Consider the following 25,607-nt stretch of genomic DNA (forward strand, 5'->3'; position numbering starts at 1 on the left):
TGTGCGGTGCGGCATCGGAGGCTGTCAAGAGGTCGGTGGTAAGGATGAGGATCATGAGCGCGACGGCGAGAGACGGATCCGGCGATGGCCCGGCGGAGTCCGGCGAGAACGAGCGGGACTACATCCAGAGCATCGAGCGCGGATTCGCCGTACTGCTCGCCTTCGATGCCGACCTGCCGAGCGGTTCACTCGCCGAAGTCGCTGCCAGGACAGGCCTTTCACGCCCCGCGGTACGGCGAATCCTGCTCACGCTGCAACGGCTCGGCTATCTGACCAGCTCCGGCGGGCGATGGAGTCTGACCCCGCGGGTACTGACCATCGGCCAGCATTTCGCCGCCACCCACGGCGTGGTGGAGATCGCCCAGCCGCACCTCTTGCGGCTCACCGAGGCCACCCACGAGTCCGCGTCACTGGCCCAACTCGACGGCACCGATGTCGTGTACGTCGCCCGCGTCCAGGTGCGCCGGGTTATGAGCATCAGCATCGATGTCGGATCCAGAGTGCCCGCCCACGCCACCTCGATGGGGCGAGTGCTCCTCGCCTGGGCGCCGCCTTCGATCGTGGAACGAGTGGTGGAAGCCGGGCTCCATCCGCTGACCGCGAAGACCATCACCGATCCGGTGCGGCTCCGCGATTCGCTGCACGAGGTGCGGCAACGCGGGTACGCCGTGGTCGAGTCAGAGCTCGAAGAAGGATTGCTCTCCGCGGCCGTGCCGGTGCGGGATTCCGACGGAACTGTCGTCGCCGCCCTCGCCTACTCGACCTCGGTCGGCCGGCGCACGCTGGCCCAGGTGACCGGCGAAGTCGTCCCGCTCATGCTCGAAGCAGCCGACGGGATCTCGGCGGACCTGGCCGAGCATCGTGTTGCGGGCACCCGATCCATACCGCGCGACGGCTTCTTCTGACCGCGATGATTCACCACGAACTCACCCCTGGCCCCGAGGGCGCCCCGACTGTCGTCCTGTCCAACTCGCTCGGTTCGACGCTCAGCATGTGGGAGCGTCAGGTCGACGCACTGGCCGAGCACTTCTCGGTACTCCGCTACGACCTGCGCGGCCATGGGCTCTCGGTGCCCTCAACTCGTCCGGACACCATCGACGATCTAGTCGGCGATGTCATCACCTTGCTCGACACCCTCGGGCTCGGTCGGGTTCATTTCATCGGACTCTCGCTGGGCGGAATGACGGGACTCCGGCTGGCGGCGACGCATCCTGATCGCGTCGATCGGCTAGCGGTGCTCTGCACCTCGGCACATCTGCCGCCGGCAAAGGCCTGGCGCGAGCGCGCGACGGTGGTGCGCGCCGAAGGAACGGGTGCAGTCGCCGAAGCGGTCGTCCGTCGCTGGTACACGGAAGGTTTCCACGACCGTGAGCCCGAACGGATCCAAGCCGCAGTCGAAACCGTGGCCGCAACCCCAGCGGACGCCTATGCGGCATGCTGCGAGGTGATCGCGACCATGGATCTGCGAGCCGACCTGCCGTCGATCAGCACGCCGACTCTGGCCATCGCAGGCGCCGACGACCCCGCGACGCCGGTCCCCCACCTTCAGGCGATTGCCGAATCAGTGCAGGACGGTCAGCTCCTCGTCGTACCGCAGTCTGCGCATCTCGCCAACGACGAACAGCCCGAGATCATCACCGAGGCCCTCCTTGCACACCTGCGAGGTCCGTGCCTTCACCCCGCTGCGCGAGACACTGGAGATGCTGCTCTGAGCCACACCGCGCGGCGACACCAAGCCGCGCCGAGCCCCTAGCCCGACCGACGTGGATGGCAACCTGGACCAGCTGTCAACGACGTTGGCCTTGGATCACGACGGCTACTGATCAGCGTGGGTAAGACGCCGAGATCTGGTGCCACAAACACTGGTGAAGCGAAAAGGTCACACAGGCGAGAATTGGATACAGGGAGGTGCCGGATGAAGGCGATTGTGGTGACGGATCAGGCCGCGGGGACGGCCGGGATGACGCTGGTCGAGCGGCCAGAGCCGGAGGCGGCGGGGAACGATGTCCTCGTTGAGGTTCATGCGTCGGGATTCACCCCGGGTGAGCTGACATGGCCCTCGAACTGGACCGATCGCCTGGGTCGTGACCGGACGCCGTCGATCCCCGGGCATGAGCTGGCCGGGGTGGTCAGCGCTCTCGGGTATGGCACGACGGGGCTGTCGGTGGGGCAGCGGGTATTCGGCCTCACGGACTGGACTCGCGACGGCACGCTCGCAGAGTACGCAGCCGTCGAGGCACGCAACCTTGCGCCGCTGCCGGGCGACGTCGACTTCACGGTGGGCGCGAGCCTGCCGATCTCGGGCCTGACCGCGTGGCAGGGGCTGTTCGACCACGGCCGCCTCCGGGCGGGGCAGAGCGTCCTCGTGCACGGCGCGGCCGGAGGAGTGGGATCGATGGTGACGCAGCTCGCGCGGGAGGCCGGCGCCTACGTCATCGGCACCGGGCGTGCCGGCGACCGTGAGACGGCGCTCGGCTTCGGGACGCAGGAGTTCGTCGATCTCGAGAACGACGCCCTGGAAGACGTCGGCGGAGTCGATCTGGTTTTCGACGTCTTCGGCGGCGACATCGGGCAGCGGTCCGCGGGTCTGGTTCGGGCCGGCGGAACGCTGGTGACCATCGCCGGCCCGCCCGAGGCACGGCCCGCTGATGGCCTGGCGATCGACTTCGTTGTCGAATCTGATCGCCGCCAACTGGGCGAGATCGCCCGGCGGGTGCGGGACGGACGACTGCGGACGAACATCGGCCAAGTCGCGACCCTCGACGACGCTGTCGCCGCCTTCAACCCCACCGAGCGAGTCAAGGGGAAGACGGTCATCCGCGTTCGTCCGTGAGAACTCGGGGACCGCGAGCGGTCCGTCGTTTACGGGGAGGAAGACCCCTCTGGTGGCGAGCAACCTCGTCGTCAACACGAGGTTGGCACTCTCCGAGCATCCAGCGGAGATCAGGGTCGTCATCATGAGGTAGCCGCTAGTCAAGTAGGCCAGAAACGCGACGGGACCACTCGAAAGGTCCCGTTACGTTCCTCGCTCCGTGCTGTGCTCTACGCGCGCTCTTCCGTTTCCGTCCCGCTTAGCGGACGGGCCGATAGTGGCCTACGAACTCGGCTCCCCCGCTGAGCTCGACGAATCGCAGGCCGGTGATCGCGCCATTCTCGACCGTCCACCGCTGCTCGTAAGAGGCCCGGTAGCTGGGCGGCCAGAAGGAGCAGAAGTGGCCGTCGTCGTCGACGGACCACTCACCGCGGGTCGTCGACCGGCCTCGACATACGTCGTGTTTCCGTTCGGCTCGAACACCTGAGAGGCGCCGTCGTTGTACTCCAAGCGGCCCGCGGTCACTGCCACGGAGATCTGGTCACGGGCGACTCGATCGCCGTCGCCGGCATGGATGTCAGCCAGGGCTGGGATCATCATCGCTCTTGCCTCCACTGTCGATCAGCCATTCGCACCATGGGCCTGCATTCCTCCAACTTGATTTGACAAAAGTGGACGGTATCGTCCAATTATTGACTGTGATGGCAGCAGAGAGCAAGGCAACCCACGCGGGGGTCAAGACCCCACATCCACGGCCGGAGGAGTACAGATGAAGGCGTCGGTCGATGGAATGCTGGTAGCGGAGGCACCTGACGACCGCATCATCGTGGTTGAAGGCAGCCGCTACTTTCCGCCTGACGCATTGATCATCGGCGTCTTGCAGGCAAGTCCGACGCCGTACACCTGCCCGTGGAAGGGGCAGGCCCGCTATTACGACGTGCTGAGCACCACCGGGAAGTATCCCGATGCCGCCTGGTGCTACCCGGCACCCAAGCACTCGGCCATCGAGGTGGTCGGCCACGACTTCACTAGCTACGTCGCCTTCGATGCACAGCAGATCACGGTCGCGTAAGCAGTCATCGCCGCACTTCGGTCCCCGCCCGATACTGCGCGAGATGCGGAACGTCGAACGGGACAGATGATCATCGAGAGTGGCTGCACCGCCTCTCGACGTCGTACCCCGCTGACTAGCGCGGGTTACGGCCGGAGAGCGTCGAGGCGCGAACGAGATTGCGACGTTGTCGGTAAGACGGCGCGACGGATCGACACAAACAAGACGGGACAACCTCGCACGCCGGCACCGCGTACACGGCACCGAACCGACAGCTCACCGGCAGCGAACGCCGAACCACAGAGAAGGAACACGAAATTAACGACACCAAGCAGTCCACCGAAGATCTGGCGATCCTCGAGCAGCTCAACAATGACTACGTCCGCTCCGACCAGCTCAGCGATGCCAAGCGCTGCAGCGAGTTTCTTGCCGAAGACTTCATCGTGCAGACTCCGGGCGTCACCCGCAACCTTGCCGAGTTCCTCGACTACATCGCTAAGCCGCGCCCCTTCAAGGACCTCGCTGTGCACGACGTCAACATCCGCATCCTCAGTGACGTTGCTCTGATCCACGGCCGCGCCACGTACACCATGCTCGCCGATGGAGTGGACCAAGAAGCTCTGTACACGGACACGTACCAGAAGCGTGCGGGTACCTGGGTCTGCGTCTCAGCCTGCGCGATCGCTCCGGGCACCTAAACCGCCCCGGGAGGCTGCTGGTCGCGAGGCAACCCCGCCCTTGGGTAGGGACCACACCCAAGAGCAAGTCACGACCCGCAACAAGCCGAGACCGGCTGGCGGCCTCGCCTCAGACGAGAAACGCCACGACCAAGATCAGCGGAATCGACACTGGTGTAGCCGCCCACAGTGGCGGCTACACCAGTGTCGACCGCATTCCAGCAGACTGCGACCTCGTGATCTCCTCTGGCACGCCCGCCTCAGGCCGGGGCGTCCATGACCGACGTCGTCTCTGTGTGGACCTGGCTCACCGACACCTTCACGGTGCGCAGCTACGTCGACGTGCGCAACCCCGAAACCTCCAGAAACTCCGGGGTGGTTCATGACAAGAGAAAGGCACGGCTCGATGCACAACGTGGCACCGGCGATCAAACTGGCTCGGCGGGACACAACGCTCCGGCTGGCGTTCGTATCTGCGGTGGTCTCCCTGGCGGCCGCGTTTGCCGCGAACGCCGCGCCGGTCCCGCTCTACAACATCTATCGAGCTGAGGACAAGTTCACCAACGCCGGTATCTCGCTGGCGGTCGTCGCCTACTCCGTCGGCACTATCACCGCATTGTTGGTGTTGGGACGCGTGTCCAATCATGTCGGTCGCCGACGCACGGCGATCGCCAGCCTCGGTCTGCTCCTGCTGGGCTGTCTGCTGCTGCTGAACGTGCACGCCATCGGCATCCTGCTGGCCGGTCGGGTCCTGATGGGCCTCGGTGCCGGGCTCGCCAGCAGCAGCCTCACCGCCTACATCGTCGACACCGCACCCACCAGGCCGGCCTGGCTGGCCTCCGTCGCCTCCAGCCAGGGACCCATGCTCGGCCTAACCGTCGGCGCCATCGGCTCCGGCGCCCTGGTCCAATTCGGGCCCTGGCCACGCGACCTCATCTACCTGGTTTGCGCCGGCCTCCTGCTACTGTCCGCCGCACTCGTCGCGATCAGCCCTGAAACCGTAACTCCGACGCCGGGCGCTTGGCGATCACTGCTACCCGGGTTCGCGTTCCAGCGCGGGTCAGACATCTGCTCCCCGTCGCGGCCGCGGTCTTCCTGGCCACCTGGGCGACCGGTGCCTTCTACCAAGCCTTCGTGCCCGCGCTGGTCGAAGACCAACTCCACACCCACAACCCCCTCGTCCCCGGACTGGTGTTCGCCGCCTACATGGCTCCCAGCGTTCTCGGCGCTCCCCTCGGCGGCCGGTTCACACCAGCGGCGGCCCAACGCCTCGGCATGATCGCCTTCCTGGCCGGAATGATCGGCATCATCACAGCAATCGCCACCGGCACACTGGCGTTGTTCATCACCTCGACCATCGTCGCCGGCGCCGGTCAAGGCATCGCCATCAGCGCCGCCACCCGCGGCCTGCTGCACGGCAGCACCCTGGCCGACCGGGCACCGACCTTCACCGCGATCTACCTCATCTCCTACAGCGGCGCCGCCTTCCCCAGCCTCATCTCCGGCCAACTGTCCAACACCTTCTCGCTACCACAGATCACCCTCGGATACGGCGGACTTGCCCTCGTCGCCACCCTGTTCACCGTCATCGCTGCACGCAACCCGCACACCGACACGACCGGAAACAGCCAGCACGGTGGCTAATCATGGCGAAACTCACCTTCATCCAGACCTCACTCGACCCTGAGCAGGGCTCCGCCCGCGCTCGTCGACGCCCGTCGATCGCCGCGAAGATCGGCGCAACGGGCCAGACCCGGATCGGCGCCCTCTTCTCCTCGTCGCGTCGCTTGCGGCGATCGTCTGGGCCAACGTGTCCCTGCCGTCGTACGAGACGTTCTGGGAGACCCACCTGGTGGTCGGAGTCGGCGACCTACAACTGGACTTCACGCTTCACGCACTGGTGAACGACGCGCTGATGGCGATCTTCTACTTACGGTCGAGCTCGAAGTGCGTCGGGAGTCGCGATCGGGGAGCTGACGAGCTGATCCCGTGCCCTGGCGCCCGTCGCCGCCGCGATCGCGGGCCTGGTGGTGCCCGCACTCCTTTTCGTCCTCATCGCAAGGGGCTCCGGAAACGAGCGTCCGTCGGGAGTCGTGATCTCGACTCACACGCCCATCAGCCGCAACCCCGGTGGGCTCCACAACGGCCTGCGAGACACCCGTCAAGACCACTGACTTCCAAAGCAACGAGTGGCCGTGTGGGCCCTATTCCGCGATCAGGTCGAACTGGTTTCCCTCGACGTCGAGGAAGGTGATCGATTCGGTGGAGTGCCACTGGTCGCGATGGACCTCGGTTGCCCCAAGGTCACGAAGGCGGGTGGCGTCGGCATCGAGATCATCGGTGGTGACGTCAAGATGGATGTTGTTCTCAACGGTCGTTTCGGATGTGGACCGGCGAAAGTACAGCGGGATCGCAGCCAGGATCGCCGCAGATCCTGAGTCCGCTGAAGCCGCAACGTGGCAGCCCAAGGCGTGGGCCCAGAACTCGGCCACCTTGTGTGGATCTTGACAGCTGAAGGTAACTGCCCCGATGTTTGTCGTCATCCAGCTCTCCGTGATCTAACGGTTCGCCCAGGCCGGTGATTGAAGCCACGGTGCAAACAGGTCATGGGTGCCCATGACTCTCATTCGATTAGTGCCCGGGAGGCTGCATCTCTTTCGTCTCCAGTATCGGGCTCTTTGTCACTTCAGCCGGTGCGGCCGAGATGGACGACTTCGTCCAATACGGGGTAGCGTCATCAACCGCTAGGCGCGCCGTCGGGTGTGCGCCCCGTCCCGGCATCGAGGAGCAGCGTTGACTCACGAGGTCACTATCATCGGTTCGACCATCAGTACGCCGCGGTTGCGGCTGCGTCCGTGGCATCACGATGACGCAGCCGGCGCGCTCGACATCTACGGTAGCCCGGAGGTCTCCCGGTGGCTGACCCCGGCGATGGATCGCGTCAACGACCTCGACCAGATGTGCGCTGTGATCACCGGATGGATCGCCGCACCTCTGGGATCCGAAGGGCGCCCAAGTGGCCGGTGGGTGATCGAAGAGACTGAGAGCGGACGCGTCGCAGGCTCGGGCCAGATTCTTCCGCTGCCGCCGGAGGGCGACGACCTGGAGTTGGGCTACCAGCTCGCTCCATGGGCGTGGGGGCGGGGGTTGGCGGCCGAAGTGGGGCACGCCCTGGCCCACTATGCCTTCAGCAACGGCGAGGAAGAGGTCTTCGCCGTCGTACGGCCCAATAACGAACGCGGCACACACGCCGCCCGCCGTATCGGGATGGAATGGGTCGGGGAAACGGACAAGTACTACGACCTTCGCCTTCAGGTCTTCCGGCTCCGCAAGGGCGACTTGGACACCTCCACGCTCGAGCCAGGCCCCGTCGAACGCTGATCCTGATCAGGTCCTCATGCCCACGCGGGCGCGATGCCCATCAGGCCAGGCTCCAACCCAGCCGAACCGTTAAGTGGACTCTATAGTCCTGACGCGTGCAGGATGCATGGGCGGCGCCGGCTGGCCTTAGGGAGGAACAGATGAGGACACACTTCGCGGAAATCTTGGCCCGCGAGAGCGCTTGTCTGGCTGGAGTCACTGACGGGGCGAAGCTGGCCGGTTGGCGACGTCGGGTGGTCGAGGAACTCATGACGCCGCGCTCGCCGTACGCGCTGGCACTGCGGCGGACCGGTGATGTGCCCGAACGAGCCGACTTCCTCGGTCGGTGGCGGGGACTCATCGAGGAGGCAGTCGATCGCTTACTGCAGGCCGACGCGACACTCTGCACCACCCGTTCTGCGACACAGGCAACGAGCAACGGCAACGACGTCGACCCCCACAAGACCGCGGTTCTGATCCTCGCCGCGCTTCATGGCGGCAGCACCCTGAGCCAGATTGCGCAAGACCCTCGGCCCCTCAACGCCGCGCTCGACATCGCGCTCGCGCCCCTTGGGGCGACAGAGGACGTCAACAGCGGTGACACCACAACGGAACGAGTCAATCAGTAACATGGGTCCGTGATGACGACCGCCGACTCGCACAATGGCAGACGCCTGACGGCGCGCGGTGCAAAGACGCGGGCCAGAATCGTCGGCGCAGCAGCCGACCTCATGTACATCCAAGGAGTCGGAGCTACCACGCTGGATGACGTGCTCGCGGCGAGTGGTGTGAGCAAGTCACAGCTCTACCACCACTTCGACGGTAAAGAGGCACTCGTGCGCGCCGTCGTCGACCATGTGGGCCAACGCGTCATTGAGCGCGAGCGCGACGCACTCGGCCACGTATCGACGTTCCGGGGCTTGCGACGCTGGCGGGACGCGTTGGTCCAGAACAACGCGCTCCGGCATGGCGCCTACGGGTGCGCGCTCGGCTCACTGGCCTCTGAGGTTTCCGATCACGACGCTCTCGCACGCCAAGCCCTGGCCGGGTTGTTCAGCGAGTGGCAGGGACTCCTGGCAGGTGTGTTGCAGAGGCTTCAAGACGGTGGTGCCCTTCCGCCCGACGTCTCGATCGACCAGCTCGCAACCGGGCTCATGGCCGCCCTCCAGGGTGGCTACCTGCTGTCTCAGACCGCGCGGAACGTCACCCCGATGGCAACCTCGATCGATATGGCGCTTGCGCACATCGAGAGCTTGTCTGAACGATCCATCTGATCTCCGGTCGCCTCGGCGGTTCCGGGGTCGCCGTACATCTCGAACGCCGCGCTGGGCATCTTCGGCAGACCGGGACCGCAGGATGAGGGTCGAGGTGACGATGCGCTCAGGCTCGATGGTGACGTGCAAGTCGTCCATAGCGTCAGCGCCCGCTGGTCGTGTCTCGGGCGGTGCGAGTGGCGATGAAAGACGAGCGGTTGATGTCGACGGCATCGTTCCATTCGGGGTGGTCTTGGACGTAGTCAGCAACAAAGCCGCAGTAAATACCGGTCTTGGTCTGACTCTGGCTCAGGTCTTCTAGCGCATAGCGCGTCAGGGCCGAAGCGACGCCTCGATGCCGTTGGTCTTGGTCCACGTAGGAGTGCGTGAGCGAGACCCGCCCGCCGGTCGTCTCGTAAGCCAGGTTACCGACGACCTGGCCATCGATCAGTGCCTCGTAGAGGCGGGTGGTCTCGTCCTTGCGCACCTCGACGGCGGCCGGTGATGGCTTCATGCTCTCTTCTCGCCTCTTTCGTCTCTAGTCGGTTGGTCTAGCCAGCACCCGCGAGGGTGGTGCGTGCGGACTATCCAGTCCAAACTTACGGCACCCAGTGGTGCAGCGCGAACACTCCCACGCCATACTTGGACTGCAGGGTCCGAAGCGGGCACTGCCCGATCGCAAGCCGGAGATACACGTTGAGGGAGTGGGCCGATGAGCAGTGAAGAACAGGCAGCGCCTGCCGAAGACCTGATTGACAACACCAGCCAAGGCCGCTTCGAGCTCTACCGAGACGGCGAGCTGGTCGGCTGGCTCTACTACACCCATCTGAGGCCCAACCGGTACGCCCTCCAGCACACCGAAGTCGAGTCGAGTCATCAACACCAGGGCGTGGCGGGCGCGATGGCGCGTCGAGTGCTCGATGAGATCCGCTCCCGCGAGGGCACGATCACCGCAATCTGCCCCTTTGTGGTCGACTACCTCTCGCGAACGACCACCTATGCCGATCTGATCGACGCCCGACACCCGGGCTACTCCGATCGTGCTGCTGCCGAGTCGGCGGCGCGCGCGAAGGCTCGTGGCTGAGCCCAAGCCGCACGCTCAGGAGATCTTGCCTACTCATCCAGTTCTTCCCCCAGGTCATGCGTCCCCCGACCGCCTCCCCGGGACTGCCGATTCGGCGATGACCCGTCGGAGCTGTCTCGCTCAGTTCGGGAGTGTGGCTGTGAGGCGGACCTGGCTGTCCTGGGTGAGCTGTATCTGGGCGACTTGTGCCACCGCGATGTCGAGCCGGTACCCGGTAGTGCCGGAGCGGTCTTTCAACTGGCAGGCGCCGACGGTGCGCAGTGCGCCGCCGCGATCCCGTACGTGGATCTCGTACCGGCCGTCCGTCGGTGCGGCCGAGATACTGACCAGCAGCCACAACGGACTTCCCTGATAGAGGAAGACCGTGCCGGACTGCTCGCCCGCCGGGGTGGTCAGCCGCGCGGCCTGGAGGTAGCGACCGTTGGCGATCGACAGTGTCTGCAGGTACTGGTCGGCGAGCGCGCGGTCCGTTTCTCCCTGCTGATAGACGACCGTGGCGCTTCCTCCGGAGACGAGCAGCAGGGCGGCCGCCATTCCACCGACGGCGACCAGCCGCGGCCTGTTCCCGCGGCAAGCGTCGGAGCGCAGTCCGTATCTGGTCGGTGTCGGCGACCTGTTCGATCTGCCGGTCGTCCGACGCCTCACCGGCCGTCAGCACCGCCAGCAGAACATCTGGGTCGTACGGCCGATCGCGACGCAGCCGGACCGTATCGATCGCCGCACTGCGAGCGATGAGGCGGACCTGAGCTGTCGCCCGGCCACCTGCGGATCGAGGCTCCGGCTGGCCGGGGAACGACGGTGTCCGTGGGAGCAGTCACACCGGGTTTGCTACCTGCGCAAGCACGCAGATGCGCAAGTAGAACAGCAGACCAAGGTGTGAGAATGCATTCCTCGGTCGCCGAGAGGGCACGTTCGTGTGCACTACTCTGCGGCTGACAATCATGTGACAGGGCTGCTCGCCCAGGCACTGTTCCACGCCGACCACATCGACCGCGATCTTCCTGATCAGCCTCATGTGACACCTCAGCGGCGTCGCGAGCGTAGCCTTGCCGCGAACCTCTCCTCTCCCCGATCTGGACTCACGGCGACCCTTGTCGTCGGCAGGCGCACGGGAGGAAGGTGGGGGCTAAGCGACCCTGAGGAGTCCAAGTGAGTACGCACACCGAGCCACTCGATCACGAGCACTTGCCGGACGACGGCTGCGAGACAGTGCTCCATGGCGACCACGTGGACCATGTCCACGACGGCGAGCAGCATGCGGAGACCAAGGCGCACGCCGGCCACGGTGATCCGCACAGCGAAGGGGACGGCTGCGAGACGGTACAGCACGAGGATCATGTCGACCACCTGCATGACGGTCATCGGCACTACCAGCACGGCGACCACGTGCACGAGCACTGACAGGCTGCGCACTCGAGGTCTCGCAGTCCGATATGGCGCCATCAGCATCAATCCCGTCCGCGAGGTCGACAGGATCGAGCATGACGCCAAGAAGCTGCCGCGAGCGCTCAGTGGCGACGAGGTACGGCTGCTCCCTAAGCAGCTGGCAACTGACGAACGCGCCGTGGACTCTGATCTCCCCGACTTGGTCACGTTCATGCTCAGCACCGGCGTGCGGATCGGCGGAAGTGGCCGGTCACGTACTGTCACCGCGTGTCTTGGCACCTGGCTTGCCGCCACCAGGCATCACGAGTTCAGGCGGCGACGAGCAAACCAGTCGCGTACATGACCAGCAGACCTGCCGACACCCCACCGGCCACCGTCGGATCGAGCAGTTTCCCGGTGCGGGAGCGAAGGCTGGGCGCGATCTGGATGATCACCTGGATGATGGCGCCGACTCCGACGCCGAACAGTGCCGATGCAAGAGCGGCGTCGTTGACGGAAGCGCCGAGCGCCGCGCCGAGGACCGCTGGTCCCCCGGCCAGCAGTCCGAGACCGAGGAGCCGGATCAGCGACGGTCGTTGGTGGGCCAGCGGTGCCACGATGGCCAGCCCTTCCGTGGTGTTGTGCAGGGCGAAGCCGACCACCAGCGCGGCGCCGAGCGCCAACTCGCCGACGGCGTAGGCCGATCCGATGGCCAGTCCCTCACCGAGGTTGTGCAATCCGATGCCGATGGCAATCATCAAGGCCAGCCGGCCGCCGTCCGGGTCAGCACCGGTCTGCTCCGATCCTCGGCTCTTGAGGAGTCGGTCGACCGCCGTCAGTGCCAGGAAGGCCAATCCGGCGCCGAGGATGACCAGGAGCGGTCCGCCGAAAGCGCCTCCGGATGCGGCCGCGAGGTCAAGCCCTTCGATGGTCGCGTCGATGGCGAGGAAGGCGAGTAACCCGACTGTCAGAGCCATCAACCCGCGGATCACGCGCCGCCGGGCTCTTCGCAGTACGGGCAGGAAGACCATCCCGAGAGCGACCGGGATGATGCCCACGTAGGTGCCGAGCAGCGCCATCAGGGCCAGGAGCCGGGTGCCCGCCGTGGGTGACTCGACGGCGGCCGGGATCTCGTGCTCGATGACGGCACCAGTCGAGGTCAGCATCGACAGCGTGTAGGGCTGGCCCTCGGACCAGGGATAGTCCACGCGCACGATCTCCTTGTCGAGCCGCCCCAACGGCTCGGTGGCACCGGTGAAGCCGGCGTACACGTCGTTCACGGCGATCTGCGCGACCTGCACCGGATCAGGGCCCGTGTTGCGGAGCGTGAGTTCGATCATGCCGGGCGACAGGATGACCCGCTCCACCGCCAGTTCCTCGACCGGCGGGCCGGTCCGCTCGGGCAGACTGCGGCTGCCGAGGACGGCGAGCGCGGTCAGCGCGATCGCCACCACGACCACAGCGGCGATCGCGATGGCCGCGACCGGCGCACGTCCACGAAGGCCCGGAGAGGTCATTCGGTCACCTCGAAAAAGCCCATCCAGCCGAGATCGGCGAACTCGCTCTTGTGCGCGTGGAACATGTACTTGCCCGGGTACGGGAACCGCAACTCGCAGATCCCGCGCTGGCCCTGAGCCTGGACGACGGTATCGGTGTACTCCGACGGCTCGAGCCGGGTGCCGGTCGGGAAGTAGTCGAAGAAGTTCCCGTGCAGGTGGAAGCTGTTGATCGGGTCGTACTCCAGGATGTTGGCCAGGTAGATCCGGACCAGCTGACCGCGCTGCACCTGGACCGGCTCGTGCATGTAGTGGAACGGGATCCCGTTGACCGCGTAGAGCTGGTTGCCCTGAGCATCGAAAGTGGTGTTGTAGCCGTTCATCACCATCACCAGCTCGTCCGCCTTCGGCCGGCCCTGCGGTGGGTCGATGATGAAGGTGCCGTACAGGCCGCGCGCGATGTGCTCGGCCAGCGGACCCACGTGGCAGTGGTACAGGTGGATCCCGAACGGCTCCGCGTCGAACTCGTAGACGAACTCGCCGCCCGGCTCGATCACACCGCGGCCCACGCCCGGTACGCCGTCCATCTCCGCGGGGTGGATGCCGTGGAAGTGCATCGTGTGCGGATGGGCGGATCCGTTGACGAATCGCACCCGCAGCCGGTCTCCCGCCTTGCAACGCAGGGTTGGTCCGGGCACTCTGCCGTTGAACGTCCAGCTGGGGAACCGTACGCCGGGAGCGACCTCGATCTCGCGGTCGGCCGCGACGATCTCCCACTCCCGCAGGGTTCGGCCGTTGGGCAGCTTCGAGGTCTTGCCGTAGTCGAAGCTCCGGAGGATCTCGGTCGGGTTGAACCCGTTCGCCGCGTGGTCGACCGTGCCGCGGAAAGTCGGCCCGTTCACTCCGCCACCGTGCGCGGCATGGGCGCCATGACCCACAGGTGGCATCGGGTCAGCGTGTGCCTGTCCACCGGGGATCGCGCCGAGGGCGACCCCCGCCCCACCGAGCAGGAAGCCCCTGCGGGACGCCCCGGACATCAGGCGACCTCACCGTGGACCACGTCGGCGAGCATCGGCGCGAGGGCGTGCCGCGTGGCGCCGACCTTCACCCACACCGGTCCACCGAACGGCTCGCGGTTCATCACCTCGAGCACGGCACCCGGGGTGATCCCACGCTCGGCCAGGTAGCGCAGCGCCTCGCTGTCGTCATCGGCGACCCGTTCCACCCGGAACCGGCTGCCGGCCGGGACGCCGCCCAGCGGCGCTGCCCAGGACTCCACATGGCGGCCGTTACGCGGCGGGATCGGGTCACCGTGGGGATCGCGGGTCGGATGTCCGAGCAAGCCGTCGATCCGGTCCTCCAGCCGCTCACTGATCGCATGTTCCAGTACGTCGGCCTCCTCGTGGACCTCGTCCCAGCTCAGGCCCAGCACTTGGACCAGGAACGTCTCGACCAGCCGATGCCGACGGGTCACTCCCCGGGCGTGCCGCTCGCCGTGCTCCGTCAGCCTGATCTCGTGACCCGCCGACCTGGTGATCAGTTGGCCGGCCTCGAGCCGCTTCAACATCGCCGAGACCGTCGGCGGTGCAACCCGAAGCTGCTCCGCGAGCGCGGACGTCGTCACCGGCAGCTTCCGACCGGCCAGCTTGAAGATCGTCCGCAGGCAGTCCTCCACCGCCTCGGTATGAGAGATCTCGCAGCAGGGACTCGACTGACCTGATTGAGGCATCACAACCAGAGATTAGCCTTGTCTAATGAGCCTGACCAGACCGAGCTAAGTCAACGGTCCGTCAGGGGTCGCAGGTGTCAGCCGCCCCAGACCTGGGACGAAGCGGCCGGTGGCGGCGGCGTACTGCTGGTAGGAAGCGCTTGGCCGGCGTCGGGGTAGAGCAGGGCGAGCAGGCCGAGGCCGACGATCGCGCCAAAGCGTTGGCCGACAAATGAAGCCTCGCTCAGCGAACTCTTCCGTGGCGGCAGCCAGGAGGCGTCGGGTTTCGCGGCGGGCCGACGAGGGCAGGCCGCGACCGCCTGCTGAGGCTAGGTCAGCCCGAGTGCTCTAGGCCGGTGGGTGGCGGGATTGGTTTTGGGGGCGGGTGTTGGTCAGGCCGTCGGCGATGGTGGTGAGCAGGGTGAGGGCGGCGTCGAGGTGGGTGTCGTCGTGGCCGGCGGCTTTGCTGACGGCGGTTGCCCACTCGTGTCGCACGAGGGCGTAGTTGCTGCGACCGTGTTCGGTCGGGCTGACGGTCACGCCGCGGCCGTCGACCTGGTTGGCTTGACGCTGAATGAGGCCCTTTTGCTCGAGACCGCGCAGCGTCGCGGAGAGGTTTGTGCGCTGGAGTCCTGTGGCGGTGGCGATCTGGCTGGGGGCGGCGGGATCGCCTTGGAGGAGGTAGCGCATCACCATGCCTTCGGACTGGGTCAAGCCGACGGCCTGCGTGTCGGTGTAGCCGCGGTACTGGAGCTCCCGGCTGATGATCAGCGCCAGATCGGCGAGGTCGGCCCAGCTCTCCTCGGCGGCTGATCGGCGCGCCTGCCGGGGGCTGCGTCGCGGCGATGGGTTCTTCGTCACACCGCCAGCATAGATGATTGTCGGCTCATAGTTATGCAGGCATACTGATGTCTTAATAGTTATGTCTTCATAATCAATTGGAGAAGCAAATGGCCGTCACTCTTTCCGCGCGGCGGGCCGGGCCGACCTCGCCGCGTGCGGTTGCGCAGTCCGGTGGGCTTCACCCGGTAGGTGTGTTCTTCCTGCTCGCCGGCGCGTTCCTGCCGATCATGGATTTCTTCATCACCAACGTCGCGCTGCCGAGCATCGACGCCTCGCTGCACGCCTCGGCGTCCGAGCTGGAGTTGGTGATCACCGGGTACGGCGTCGCCTACGCCGCCTTGCTGGTCCTGGGTGGCCGGCTGGGTGACCGCTTAGGTCGCCACCGCGTCTTCCTGGGCGCGCTCGTCGGCTTCGTCGTGGCCTCGGCGGTGTGTGGCTTCGCCCCGACCGTCGGTGTCCTGATCGCCGCCCGCATCGTGCAGGGTGCGACCGCGGCGCTGCTCGTCCCGCAGGTGCTCGCGACCTTCCACCACACGCTCGAGCACGAGCGCAAGGCGCGTGCCCTGGCCCTGTACGGCGCGACGTCCGGCATCGCCGCCGTCGTCGGGCAGTTGGTGGGCGGTCTGCTGGTCGGCGCCGACATCGCCGGCATGTCCTGGCGACCGATCTTCCTGGTCAACGTGCCCATCGGCGTGGTGGTGCTGCTAGTGGCGGCCCGGATCGTGCCCAACACTCGCTCGGACCACCCGGTCGGCATCGATCTGCCTGGCACCGTGCTGTTCGCCGCGACCCTCACGGCCGTGCTGGTCCCGCTCACCGAAGGCCACTCACTGGGCTGGCCGTGGTGGACCTGGGCCATGATCGCGCTCGCGGTCGTGCTTGGCACCGTCACCTTTGTGTTGGAGCGGCGCGCCGAGCGGCTCGGTGAGATCCCGCTGCTGCCGCCGTCGCTGCTGCGCCTGCCGTCGATGTCCCGCGGGCTGGTGATGGTGTTCGCGTTCAGCATTGGTTTCGGCGCGTTCATGTTCGTCTTCGCCCTGACCGTCCAGGATGGTCTGCACGCCGACGCTCTCCATGGCGGTCTGGCGATCTTGCCGATGGCGGTGCTGTTCTTCCTCGGCTCTGTGTTCGCACCACGGGTGATCGGCCGCTTCGGCCGGGCCGCGCTGTCGGGTGGCGCGGTCATCCAGCTCGCCGGCCTCGCCTCGCTCGTTGTCGTTGTCGTCAACGGCTGGCCACACGTCAGTCTCTGGGCCATGGCTGCCCCGCTCGCCCTGGCCGGTGCCGGACAGTCGATGCTGTTCGCCGGGCTGTTCCGCAGTGTGCTTGCCGATGTCCCGACCCATCTCGGCGGCGTCGGCAGCGGCGTACTGATCACCCTGCAACAAAGCGGCCTCGCGCTCGGGGTGGCCACGCTCGGCACCCTCTACCTCACCCGGGCAGAGCACAGCACGGCCCACGCCTTCGCCACCGTCGAAACCGTGCAGATGGGCATCATCGCCCTGCTCGCCATCGGCGTCGCCGCGCTGCCGCGCTTCACCGCCGCCGCCGACGCGCCACTGCTCGACGCCTGAGAGGTCAGCATGACCACCAATCCACACCTCGTCATCACGCCGGAGATCGGTCTGGACACCGTCGCCGAGTTGGCCGCGCCGCTGCGGGTGGACTCGATCCGCTCCAGTACCGCCGCCGGATCGGGGGCCATCGCCGAGCTGGGCGGCCGTCGAAGACCCCCCGGCAAGTCGATGACCCAGCCGGTGGACTCGGCCCGGATGACAACTGACTCGTCCGGCGGGTGAAGGTCCGTTAGGTCGCGGATTGCGAACATGCCGCTCCCCTGACGTTGCTAACCCGGGGTCGCACAAGTTCACTCAAGATGGGTCGTCACAGCTTCAGTCTGTCCGACTTGCGTCGCTGCCGCGAACACGTCAGAAGACAACCCTTCGCACGTCGGCCGGGTCATTGACCTGCGGATCCATGCGATGCTTTCGAGGTGCCGAGGCTGGTACTGGTCGATTTGGCCGTGGTCTCACAGCGGTATCGGGTGGTTCTGGCAGTGCAGGCGGGCGCGACAAGTGACGGGGAGACGATGTCTCGATGAGCAGTCGGACGAGCGGACTGGCAGCACTGCTCGAAACTGAAGCTGCACGGTTCACACTCCAACTTCCGGACGACACGGCCGCAGCGGGCGTCGTCGAACTTGAGTCGCTGCGCGAACGTAAACCCCTCGGCGTCGGCATCTACGTCAAGCACCTGGCGACCGGCGAGGAGGCCGCAGTCCGACCCGATGTCGTCTTCGAGACCCAAAGCGTCATCAAGCTAGCCCTCGCAATCCGGTCCTACCAGCTCGCTGATGACGGGCAACTGGACCTCGACGAACGGATCCGCGTGACGAGGGCCGACTTCCGTGGCGGCTCAGGCCTTTTCCGGTACTTCCAGGAAGGCCTCGAGCCGACAGTACGAGACCTCCTGACTGCGATGATCGTCGTCAGCGACAACAGCGCGACCGATCTGCTGCTCGCCAGGATCGGGGGCGTCACCGCTCTCAACGCCTGGCTGGCCGCGTCCGGCTACCCGCAGACGCGCATGGCGCAGAGCATCCTCGATGCCGATCGCCTCCCCTACGTACTCGCAGATGCGCGTCACGTGTCGCTCACGAGCACCCAGGTCTACGCGTTGCGAAACCGCGCTCCGGAGTGGGCCGGGATGACGCAGGAGTGGCTGGAATCGATCGAGCAGGAGGTCGCGTCGCTTGCAGCGCGATCACTCGACGAGGTCCGCGCCCTGGCTCGTGAGCGCAGCCTGCCGCTCTGCTTCGGACAGATGACGCCGCGGGAAGCCGGCCGCATGCTGGAGTCGATCGAGTGCGCGACCGCAGTATCAGGCAAGAGCAGTGCGGAATTGCGGGCTTCGCTTCTACGACAGCAGCTAGGCGAGCGACGCCTGCCAAGTCTCGTCGGCCATCCGGTCGGCCATAAGACCGGCGACAACCCACCGTGGGACGCCAACGACGTCGGCATCGTCTACTCGCCCTCAGGCCCCATCGTCGTCGCTGTGTTCGCGAACGATCTCGGTGGCAGCTACGAGGAGGAAGAAGATCTGATCGGCCGGATCGGACGCGTGATCGTCGACCACTTCGAGCGCGCCAGCTGACCCGCTACGCAGGCCGTCGCCGACGCTCTGACCGCAGGTCATTGACATTGCCTCCCGACAGAAGTGTTGCCGTCGGCATCTACTTTGGCACGTCGGGCGCGGTCGCTCTGCCGTTCGGGCGCGTGGTCGCCGCTCGGCCCCATCGCCTTCTAGGCGCACTAGGTGAGCTTGCCGGGGACGTACCGGACCTCGCAGTACCCAGGCCGGGGTGGGTCCCCACAACCGACGACTTTGCTGTCGAGGTCGGAGGCGAGCCCGGTGGGTCCGAGTGAGGTTTGGCTGAAAGGCGACACCTGGGTTTCTCGACCTGCTGGGATGCGGGCGACGCCGGCGGTTAGCGGCCTGCAGTTTGGCGGCGGGCTACAGTCGGCGTAGCGCGGCTCGCCGCTTGTCCACAGCCCATTTGAACACCTCCATCCGTCTGTGTTGCATGCAGCGCTCGGGCGACGCGGACTTGCCGATGGTTGCGAACATCACGATGCACCGATCAGGCCGTTTGCGAGGGCGAACAGGACCAGCTCGGCGCGGGTGTCGAGCCTGAGCTTCCGCATGACGTGTGCGCGGTGCGTATCGACCGTTCGCCGCGAGATGTAGAGCTTCTGGCTGATCTCCTGGTTCGTGTAACCGAGCGCGAGCAGATGGAGAACCTCGCGCTCACGATCGCTGATCGGTTCAAGCGCCGGCTGCCCGTCCGCAACGACGAGTTGCGCTCCCAGCTCGGGATCGACGTAGCGTTCGCCGGCCGCGACCTGGCGGATCGCCTCGATCAACTCGGTGTCAGACGCTCGCTTGGGCACATAACCGCGCGCACCGGCGGTGATCGCCTGCCGTACCGACGTCGGCTGGGTGTGCGACGAAACGACCAAGACCTTCGCCGCCGGGGACACTCTCAGCAGGTCCGGAATGATGTCGGCGCCATTCCTGCGTGGCAGGACCAGATCGAGCAGGACCACGTCGGGCTGCAATGCACGTGTCTTGATGACCGACTGCTCGGCGGTTCCGGCCTCGCCGACCGGCACGATCCCGTCTTCGCGCTCCAGCCGCAGACGCAGCCCCGAACGGAAGAGCTGGTGGTCGTCGACGAGGAGGACGCGGATCATCGGTCGGCCCCGTTGAGGACAAGTACGGCGCGCGTTCCGCCGCTGGCTCGCGGCTTGAGCTCCAGCTCGCCTCCGAACCGGGCAACCAGGCGACGGGACAAGGCGAAGCCCAAGTGACCACCGGTCGCGTAACGGTCGGTGCACCCGAGCCCGACGCCGTCGTCATCGACGACGAGCACATGCCGATCCCCGCGAGCAATCGCCGAGACAAAGATGCGCCCTGCGCCCGCGGCGACGGCGTTCGCCAACAGGTTCCGGAGCACGATACGAAGGGCAGCCGGCGAGATCGGGAACTCGCCGGTCACTGTTGTGATGACCTCAGCGGGAATAGCTCCGAGGTCGGCGACGGCCTCTCGCACGCAGTCGGCTCCCTGTGCTGCGCCACCATCAGCTCGATCGGCGCGCGTCGCCGCCAGGATCGAGTCGACGATCTCCAGCGCCCGCATCAGGACCTTGCGCGGTTCATCGCTCGTCAGGACGGACAGCAGCGAAGACTTCACGTCGTGCGCAACGAGTGCCGCGAAATCCTCGAGGGCCTCGTTCTTTCGAGCAAGCCGGGCGGCATGCTCGGCAAGCTGCTGCGCAGTCAAGCGGTCGTGCACCCCATGCCGTCCGGCGAGCCTGACGTCGCGGCCCTCGCGAGAGTCCAGGTAGTAGCCCTCCGTGCCGCCTTTCGCAGTTGTCGTGCTCATGACATGGGTTCCTCATTCATTTCTGGAGCGACCCGGGCGGTGCGCTGATGTGGCTACCCTCATGCCGATCGAGGCGCGTCGTCCCCGGGACAGCCCCGGGGCGACTCCCCGGGTTGGCCCGGGGACGTGCTCCAGGGGCCAGCTCGTTGCCGCGAGTTGACCATCGCTCGAGAGGTCATCAGCGGATCGCGGCGACGGCGTCAGCGGAGGCCCTTGCGTGAGGTGATGCCCAACTTGGCAAAGACGTTGCCCAGGTGCCACTCGACGGTGCGGGGACTGATGAACAACTGGCTGCCGATCTCCTGGTTGGTGCATCCGCTCCGGGCCAGCTTGGCGATCTGCGCCTCCTGGGCGGTGAGATCGGCGAGGGTGTCGACCGTGCGCTTGCGAACGGTTTCCCCGGTTGCCAGCAACTCTCGGCGGGCGCGGTCCGCGAACCCTTCCATACCCATCGCAGTCAGCATCTCGTAGGCGACGCGAAGCTGGTCGCGCGCATCGGTACGGCGCTCCTCGCGCCGTAGCCATTCGCCGTAGACCAGATGCGCGCGGGCCAGATCCACACGCATGCGGGTGCGGTCGAGCCGTTCGATCGCCTCCTGGTACAGACGATCAGCGGTCTCGCCGTCGCTCACCAGTGCCCGTGAACGCGCCTCGACCCCGAGCGCCCAATCGGTGCCGGTGGCAGTGGTGGCCTCCGACAGCCGCCGCAAGGCGTCGGTGGCGCGCTCGGGCAACCCGCAGCGGGTGGCGGCCTCGACCAGCTCGACCAGACCCCAATTCACTGAGGCGCTCACGTCAGCGAGGTATGCGCAGGCTGTTTCGGCTGCTGCCATCGCATTCGCGTAGTGGCCAAGACCGTTATCGTGTACTGAGGTCGCCCAATCAGTGAGGCCGATCCCGATACCCTCGCCGCGTTGCATGGCTTCGTCCTTGGTGGCGGTGGCCAGGTCGGAGATCCCGCCTTCGCGGCCTCGCAGCGCAGCGAGACACACATCACCGTAGGGCGTCATGCGGGTTCCCGTTGCCTCCGTGACGACCTGCATTTCCTCGATGAGGGAGGCCGCGGCGGCCAGCTCACCGGCGAACAGGAGCAGGTAGATGCGTTGGGTCAAGGCGAGGGGAAGCTCGCTGAGCGCGCCGGCGTCGCGGGTGAGATGTAGGTGCCGGCCGGATAGCGTGTCCCACCGGGCGTCGTCCCACAGATCGACAGCAGCGATATTGGCCAGCCACAGCCACCGAAGATCCTCCGCCGGCGACGTCTCCCGGTCGAAGACGCTCAGCGCGCGCCGGAGTAGGGGCAATCCTGCCGCGTATCCTTCGCTGTACTTCGCGGCCAGGCCGTCCAGGAGGAGATCCGGCGCGCGTGGCGGGTGCGAGGGCCGTGGCGCCGCTCGCGCTGCCGCTGCCACGTCCTGCGGCGTTCCGCCGGGACTGGCCAGGCGGCCGGCGAACAGCGCGGCATTCAACGCATCCAGGTAGGTTTCGCACGCAAGGCCGGCATCGATGGGCTCGAGCCGTTTGGCGGCCCTCATCAGCAGTTGCGGGGCATCGCTGCCTCGGTTTGCCGCGAAGGCTAGCTGAGCACGGAGGAGATCGACGCGAGCACGCTGGACGTCGTCGAGCGGTGCGGCCTCGGCCATTCCCAGTAGCTGCCCCGCCGCCTCGAACGCGCCGGCCTGGACCTTCGCCTGGGCCGCGGCCAGCCTCCGTTCACCCCTCTGGGCCAGGTCCGGTGTCAGCACCGCTGCGCGCTCGAGGAATGCGGCCGCCGCGGCCAGTCCACCACGCGACTGCGCCCGGCCGGCCGACCGTTCCAGCTCGTCGGCCACCTCAACATCCGGCCCCACCGCGGCGTGGGCGCGATGCCAGGCCCGCCGGTCCGGGTCAGCCTCAGGATCGGTCGCCTCGGCCAGAACGCGATGCGCTTCCCGCCGCTCGTCGGCCGACGCCGCCTGGTAGACCGCGGAGCGGACCAAGGGATGAGCGAAGTGGACCCGCGCCCCGAGCTCGACCAGTCCAGCAGCCTGAGCAGGTACGGCGGCCTCGGCCGGGATCCCCTGCAGTTCACCCGCGCGCCACAACAAGGTCATGGAGCCGGTCGGATCGGCCGCGGCGGTCAGCAGCAACCGCTGGGTCTCGGCAGGCAGCGACTCGAACTGCCGGTGAAAACTGTCCTCGATCCGGCTGGCCAGTGGCCGCGAGTCGGGAAGCCAGAACCCGCCGGCCAACTGGGCAGGCCCCAGACCGCGGGGCAGCTGCAGCAAAGCGAGCGGGTTACCGTGCGTCTCCGCGACGATCCGGTCCCGTACCTCCGCGTCCAGCCGCCCACCGACCGCCGACGCCAGCAGAGTGCCCGCTTCGGCACTACGCAGCCCGGTCACGGTCAGTCCGGGCAGGCCGGCCAGCTCAGGGTCGCCACCGGGACCGCGGACGGCGAAGATCAAGGCGATCGGCTCGGCCAGCAACCGCCGCGCCGTAAACACCAGACACTGCACCGAGGCGCGGTCGAGCCACTGCGCGTCGTCGACCACACAGGCCAGCGGCTGGTCCTCCGCTGTCGCGGCCAGCAGGTTCAGCACGGCCAGGCCGACCAGGAAACGATCCGGTGCCGGCCCTTCCCGGATCCCGAATGCGACGGCTAACGCGTTACGCTGCGGCCTCGGCAGCTGTTCCATCCGGTGGCCGAGCAACGGCAGGCACAACTGGTGCAGCCCGGCGTACGCGAGCTCCAGTTCCGACTCGACGCCCCACGCCCGGACCACCCGCACGTCCGACGCCGAAGCCCGGCCCACCGCATAATCCAGCACCACCGTCTTGCCGATCCCGGGCTCGCCGCGCACGACCAGCACCGCACTGTTGCCCGCCCGCGCCCGGTCCAGCACCCGATCCACTGCCCCGCGCTCGACGCGCCGGTCTAGAAGCCCCGTTCCGGGACCACCGCTGGAGACGCCCATAATCGATGTCCTGCCGCTCAAATGGCATGTCTCGCCACTATGAACAGCCTAGGCCACCGAACATCGGGATCGTGACCGGCGCACTCGCAACTCGGCCCGAACGAGCCACGGGGCCTAACCACGGGCGCAGACCATGCGGCAGCGTTGCGAGTCGCTGTGTGACATGGGCGAGGAAGGCTTCGTCGTCGCGCGCCTGCATGGCCGGCGCTTAAGCGTTCGACAAAGACCTCAGTCCCCTCCACCTGCTGCTCCGACCGAACGGTGCTGATCGTCGGGGACGACGGACGCAGCGGCTATTGATCGTCGGGCTCGGTCGGTTTGCCTTCTTTTGCGGGGTGTTCCACCAGGGCAACGACTCGACTCGCCATGAACCGTGCTGTGCGGACTACGGCGCCACTACGGGTCAGCTCGGTGACCTCGACCAAGCCACGTCGTACCGCAGTCTCTACTCGACGTCCGGCCTTGGTCGCCACCACCTCGTAAGTGCGGGTGGCATCTCCGACATCGACGACGATCTCGACTCGATCACCCTTCATCGGAGCCTCCTGCCGTCTGCCCGCCGCCCGCGCGCCGCGTATCAGCACGCCCTCCGAGGATATTCGATTGATTGGTCCGGCAACTCCACGTGAAATCTGGTCAGCAAAGAGCAATCACGGGAGGTGCCAGGGAGAGTGAGGACGGTGGCGGCGGACTTTGCGCCCCGGTATCAGGGTCGCGTTCGGACTCGGCGGGCTCAGGCTCGTCGCGGCTGGGCTACTGCTCGCGATCGCGGTGACACGATGCACTGTCGGCGTCCTCGTCAGAGCACAGAGCCGAGCACGCGACCGCGGTCGTCAACGTCGGTGGCCGGCGACCCGTTGCCGGCGGCGCCGCGCGGTTTGATCTCGGTGAAGCGGCCCTGATCGAACAGGAAGCCATGGTGCACCAGTTGGGCGTCGACGGTGTCGATGGCGATCTGGCTGGGGTGGTCGATGCCGGTCGGCGCGGTGACCATGGCGCCGGGTACGTCGATCCGTGCGAACCTGCGATCGACCCCGATCCAAGAGAGCCAGCAGCCCGACTCAGGCTCTGGCGATCACCAGCCTCCGGCCCCATCGGGCTCCTGCTACGCCGCCCAGCCTCGACGGGTAGCAGTTCATTTCACCCGGTCCACCGGGGCCGACCAGGTGTTGCAGGACTGCGGACTCCCGGACTTGAATGCCGCCCGTCCCCAATACCGGTTGCTCTCCTCCGATCCGTGATCGGCCGGTCCGGCCTCCGGATCGTCCCCCGCTTCGATGGCGAACATCAGGTACTCGAGCCGGTCGCCTGTGAGCTTCAACGGCCGCCGGTTTGCGCCCAGGAAGGCCGCGGCGAAGCAGTTCGCCTGCAGCTCCATCCGCCGGGTCAGCCGCAACCGGGCCTCGCCGGTCGTGTCGTCGTACCGGAGCTCATAACGCTCGTCGATCCTGGACAGGAGTTGCATGTGGTGTCCGTACTCATGGGCGACCATGTCCATCAGGTCGATCTCGGTGTCGAGCCGGTCGCCCTCGTCGACGGCGGCGAACATCTCCCAATCGAAGTAGATTCCCAGGTTCGCCCCGCAGTAGAACGCGTAGTCGTCATCCTCCACAGGTCCGCAAGGCGTCGGGTGTCCCTCATCGACAGCGAACACACCCGGTGGGACGAAGGTCTCGCCGGAGACTCGTCCGAGCACCGGACGCCAGGCCGCCGACAGGCAGCCCGTCATGACCTGAGCGAAGCGCCCAACGGCCGACTTCGTGGTCAACAGCGCCGTCGGCAACCGGCAACTGACCGCGGGGATTACTCCAGCCTCGTAGAGGCTGTTGCTCACCAACAACCCCGCCGACTCCTCCTGCTGCTCTACAGGCGTCCCTGAGACACTCGGCGAAACAGTTGCTGACGGCGACGAACTCTGTAGCGCGACGTCCTGTCCACAGCCGACCGCCAGGCACAGCACCGCGACCGCAAGAACCGCCCATTTCGGCCCCATTCCATCCCGCCTCTCGCCACGACAGGGACGGCATAGGTGACTACCGATAGTCACCAGCGGGCCGGG

The 25,607-nt window shown here is 66.7% G+C and carries 29 protein-coding genes and 2 pseudogenes; 18 read left to right on the top strand and 13 right to left on the bottom strand.

Going from position 1 to position 25,607, the window contains the following annotated elements:
* Positions 1–53: 53 nt before the first annotated feature.
* The 10 genes and pseudogenes from ACFPJ1_RS07760 (at position 54) to ACFPJ1_RS07805 (ending at position 6,714) form a co-directional block, all read left to right on the top strand.
* Positions 54–905: an IclR family transcriptional regulator domain-containing protein gene (locus ACFPJ1_RS07760; protein WP_380102400.1), complete on the top strand. Its 852-nt coding sequence runs from the start codon at positions 54–56 to the stop codon at positions 903–905.
* 5 nt (positions 906–910) lie between these two features.
* Positions 911–1,753, top strand: coding sequence for a 3-oxoadipate enol-lactonase (gene pcaD, locus ACFPJ1_RS07765; RefSeq protein ID WP_380102402.1), 843 nt, complete (start codon positions 911–913; stop codon positions 1,751–1,753).
* Between the two features lie 162 nt (positions 1,754–1,915).
* A complete protein-coding gene (locus ACFPJ1_RS07770; RefSeq protein ID WP_380102403.1) occupies positions 1,916–2,833 on the top strand; it encodes an NADP-dependent oxidoreductase in 918 nt (305 codons plus the stop codon).
* A 748-nt stretch (positions 2,834–3,581) separates the two neighbouring features.
* Complete coding sequence (locus tag ACFPJ1_RS07775; RefSeq protein WP_380102404.1) at positions 3,582–3,884, top strand: DUF427 domain-containing protein; 303 nt, start codon at positions 3,582–3,584, stop codon at positions 3,882–3,884.
* A 332-nt stretch (positions 3,885–4,216) separates the two neighbouring features.
* Positions 4,217–4,561 carry a nuclear transport factor 2 family protein gene (locus ACFPJ1_RS07780; protein ID WP_380102916.1) on the top strand — a complete coding sequence of 115 codons (345 nt, stop codon included), beginning with the start codon at positions 4,217–4,219 and terminating at the stop codon, positions 4,559–4,561.
* 255 nt (positions 4,562–4,816) lie between these two features.
* Complete coding sequence (locus ACFPJ1_RS07785) at positions 4,817–5,089, top strand: hypothetical protein (RefSeq protein ID WP_380102944.1); 273 nt, start codon at positions 4,817–4,819, stop codon at positions 5,087–5,089.
* Positions 5,019–5,507, top strand: a pseudogene (locus ACFPJ1_RS07790) (MFS transporter); the annotation flags it as partial. The gene ACFPJ1_RS07785 and the pseudogene ACFPJ1_RS07790, both read left to right, overlap by 71 nt.
* 53 nt (positions 5,508–5,560) lie before the next feature.
* A complete protein-coding gene (locus tag ACFPJ1_RS07795; protein ID WP_380102946.1) occupies positions 5,561–6,184 on the top strand; it encodes an MFS transporter in 624 nt (207 codons plus the stop codon).
* A gap of 136 nt (positions 6,185–6,320) precedes the next feature.
* Positions 6,321–6,461, top strand: a pseudogene (locus ACFPJ1_RS07800) (Na+/H+ antiporter NhaA); the annotation flags it as partial.
* Between the two features lie 73 nt (positions 6,462–6,534).
* A complete protein-coding gene (locus ACFPJ1_RS07805) occupies positions 6,535–6,714 on the top strand; it encodes a hypothetical protein (protein WP_380102918.1) in 180 nt (59 codons plus the stop codon).
* A gap of 30 nt (positions 6,715–6,744) precedes the next feature.
* Here ACFPJ1_RS07805 and ACFPJ1_RS07810 read toward each other — a convergent pair whose 3' ends face one another.
* The gene (locus ACFPJ1_RS07810; RefSeq protein WP_380102405.1) at positions 6,745–7,083 is read right to left on the bottom strand and encodes a VOC family protein; all 339 of its coding nucleotides are present in this window, start codon (positions 7,081–7,083) and stop codon (positions 6,745–6,747) included.
* A gap of 250 nt (positions 7,084–7,333) precedes the next feature.
* Between ACFPJ1_RS07810 and ACFPJ1_RS07815 the strand changes: the two genes are divergently transcribed.
* From ACFPJ1_RS07815 to ACFPJ1_RS07825, 3 genes are all read left to right on the top strand, one after another.
* Complete coding sequence (locus ACFPJ1_RS07815; protein ID WP_380102406.1) at positions 7,334–7,921, top strand: GNAT family N-acetyltransferase; 588 nt, start codon at positions 7,334–7,336, stop codon at positions 7,919–7,921.
* 95 nt (positions 7,922–8,016) lie between these two features.
* Positions 8,017–8,529, top strand: a complete 513-nt coding sequence (locus ACFPJ1_RS07820) for a hypothetical protein (protein WP_380102407.1) — start codon at positions 8,017–8,019, stop codon at positions 8,527–8,529.
* 12 nt (positions 8,530–8,541) lie between these two features.
* Complete coding sequence (locus ACFPJ1_RS07825) at positions 8,542–9,174, top strand: TetR/AcrR family transcriptional regulator (RefSeq protein WP_380102920.1); 633 nt, start codon at positions 8,542–8,544, stop codon at positions 9,172–9,174.
* Between the two features lie 142 nt (positions 9,175–9,316).
* Here ACFPJ1_RS07825 and ACFPJ1_RS07830 read toward each other — a convergent pair whose 3' ends face one another.
* A complete protein-coding gene (locus ACFPJ1_RS07830) occupies positions 9,317–9,667 on the bottom strand; it encodes a GNAT family N-acetyltransferase (RefSeq protein WP_380102409.1) in 351 nt (116 codons plus the stop codon).
* A 198-nt stretch (positions 9,668–9,865) separates the two neighbouring features.
* Here ACFPJ1_RS07830 and ACFPJ1_RS07835 point away from each other — a divergent pair, with 198 nt between their 5' ends.
* Positions 9,866–10,237 carry a GNAT family N-acetyltransferase gene (locus tag ACFPJ1_RS07835; RefSeq protein WP_380102411.1) on the top strand — a complete coding sequence of 124 codons (372 nt, stop codon included), beginning with the start codon at positions 9,866–9,868 and terminating at the stop codon, positions 10,235–10,237.
* 120 nt (positions 10,238–10,357) lie between these two features.
* On the opposite strand, the gene ACFPJ1_RS07840 is transcribed toward ACFPJ1_RS07835, so the two are convergent.
* Complete coding sequence (locus ACFPJ1_RS07840) at positions 10,358–10,771, bottom strand: hypothetical protein (RefSeq protein ID WP_380102413.1); 414 nt, start codon at positions 10,769–10,771, stop codon at positions 10,358–10,360.
* A gap of 615 nt (positions 10,772–11,386) precedes the next feature.
* On the opposite strand from ACFPJ1_RS07840, the gene ACFPJ1_RS07845 reads away from it, so the two are divergent.
* On the top strand, positions 11,387–11,638 hold the full coding sequence (locus ACFPJ1_RS07845; protein ID WP_380102415.1) for a hypothetical protein: 252 nt from the start codon (positions 11,387–11,389) through the stop codon (positions 11,636–11,638).
* A gap of 293 nt (positions 11,639–11,931) precedes the next feature.
* Here the strand turns inward: ACFPJ1_RS07845 and ACFPJ1_RS07850 are convergent, their stop codons facing one another.
* The 4 genes from ACFPJ1_RS07850 to ACFPJ1_RS07865 form a co-directional block, all read right to left on the bottom strand.
* Positions 11,932–13,119: a ZIP family metal transporter gene (locus tag ACFPJ1_RS07850; protein WP_380102417.1), complete on the bottom strand. Its 1,188-nt coding sequence runs from the start codon at positions 13,117–13,119 to the stop codon at positions 11,932–11,934.
* Positions 13,116–14,135, bottom strand: a complete 1,020-nt coding sequence (locus tag ACFPJ1_RS07855) for a multicopper oxidase domain-containing protein (protein WP_380102419.1) — start codon at positions 14,133–14,135, stop codon at positions 13,116–13,118. Before ACFPJ1_RS07855 ends, ACFPJ1_RS07850 begins: the two co-directional genes overlap by 4 nt.
* Positions 14,135–14,773 (bottom strand): metal-dependent transcriptional regulator, encoded by a 639-nt coding sequence (locus ACFPJ1_RS07860; protein WP_380102421.1) that lies wholly within the window; start codon positions 14,771–14,773, stop codon positions 14,135–14,137. The genes ACFPJ1_RS07855 and ACFPJ1_RS07860 overlap by 1 nt, the downstream gene beginning before the upstream one ends.
* A gap of 381 nt (positions 14,774–15,154) precedes the next feature.
* Positions 15,155–15,667 (bottom strand): MarR family winged helix-turn-helix transcriptional regulator, encoded by a 513-nt coding sequence (locus ACFPJ1_RS07865; RefSeq protein WP_380102423.1) that lies wholly within the window; start codon positions 15,665–15,667, stop codon positions 15,155–15,157.
* A gap of 89 nt (positions 15,668–15,756) precedes the next feature.
* On the opposite strand from ACFPJ1_RS07865, the gene ACFPJ1_RS07870 reads away from it, so the two are divergent.
* The 3 genes from ACFPJ1_RS07870 to ACFPJ1_RS07880 all read left to right on the top strand — a co-directional run bounded on the left by ACFPJ1_RS07870 (position 15,757) and on the right by ACFPJ1_RS07880 (position 18,802).
* Positions 15,757–17,223 carry an MFS transporter gene (locus ACFPJ1_RS07870; RefSeq protein WP_380102425.1) on the top strand — a complete coding sequence of 489 codons (1,467 nt, stop codon included), beginning with the start codon at positions 15,757–15,759 and terminating at the stop codon, positions 17,221–17,223.
* A 9-nt stretch (positions 17,224–17,232) separates the two neighbouring features.
* Positions 17,233–17,448: a hypothetical protein gene (locus ACFPJ1_RS07875; RefSeq protein WP_380102427.1), complete on the top strand. Its 216-nt coding sequence runs from the start codon at positions 17,233–17,235 to the stop codon at positions 17,446–17,448.
* A gap of 298 nt (positions 17,449–17,746) precedes the next feature.
* The gene (locus tag ACFPJ1_RS07880; RefSeq protein ID WP_380102429.1) at positions 17,747–18,802 is read left to right on the top strand and encodes a serine hydrolase; all 1,056 of its coding nucleotides are present in this window, start codon (positions 17,747–17,749) and stop codon (positions 18,800–18,802) included.
* A 473-nt stretch (positions 18,803–19,275) separates the two neighbouring features.
* On the opposite strand, the gene ACFPJ1_RS07885 is transcribed toward ACFPJ1_RS07880, so the two are convergent.
* The 6 genes from ACFPJ1_RS07885 to ACFPJ1_RS07910 form a co-directional block, all read right to left on the bottom strand.
* Entirely contained in the window at positions 19,276–19,902 is a 627-nt protein-coding gene (locus ACFPJ1_RS07885; RefSeq protein ID WP_380102431.1) for a response regulator, read from the bottom strand.
* A complete protein-coding gene (locus ACFPJ1_RS07890; protein ID WP_380102433.1) occupies positions 19,899–20,594 on the bottom strand; it encodes a sensor histidine kinase in 696 nt (231 codons plus the stop codon). The genes ACFPJ1_RS07885 and ACFPJ1_RS07890 overlap by 4 nt, the downstream gene beginning before the upstream one ends.
* A 200-nt stretch (positions 20,595–20,794) precedes the next feature.
* Positions 20,795–23,548, bottom strand: coding sequence for a helix-turn-helix transcriptional regulator (locus ACFPJ1_RS07895; protein WP_380102435.1), 2,754 nt, complete (start codon positions 23,546–23,548; stop codon positions 20,795–20,797).
* Positions 23,549–23,841: 293 nt separating this feature from the next.
* On the bottom strand, positions 23,842–24,084 hold the full coding sequence (locus ACFPJ1_RS07900; protein WP_132302006.1) for a hypothetical protein: 243 nt from the start codon (positions 24,082–24,084) through the stop codon (positions 23,842–23,844).
* Positions 24,085–24,347: 263 nt separating this feature from the next.
* On the bottom strand, positions 24,348–24,542 hold the full coding sequence (locus tag ACFPJ1_RS07905; protein ID WP_380102437.1) for a hypothetical protein: 195 nt from the start codon (positions 24,540–24,542) through the stop codon (positions 24,348–24,350).
* Positions 24,543–24,683: 141 nt separating this feature from the next.
* Positions 24,684–25,382, bottom strand: a complete 699-nt coding sequence (locus ACFPJ1_RS07910; RefSeq protein WP_380102439.1) for a neutral zinc metallopeptidase — start codon at positions 25,380–25,382, stop codon at positions 24,684–24,686.
* Positions 25,383–25,607: the final 225 nt, after the last annotated feature.

This window comes from Kribbella qitaiheensis (genome assembly GCF_042657745.1).
Taxonomy (GTDB): Bacteria; Actinomycetota; Actinomycetes; order Propionibacteriales; family Kribbellaceae; genus Kribbella; species Kribbella qitaiheensis.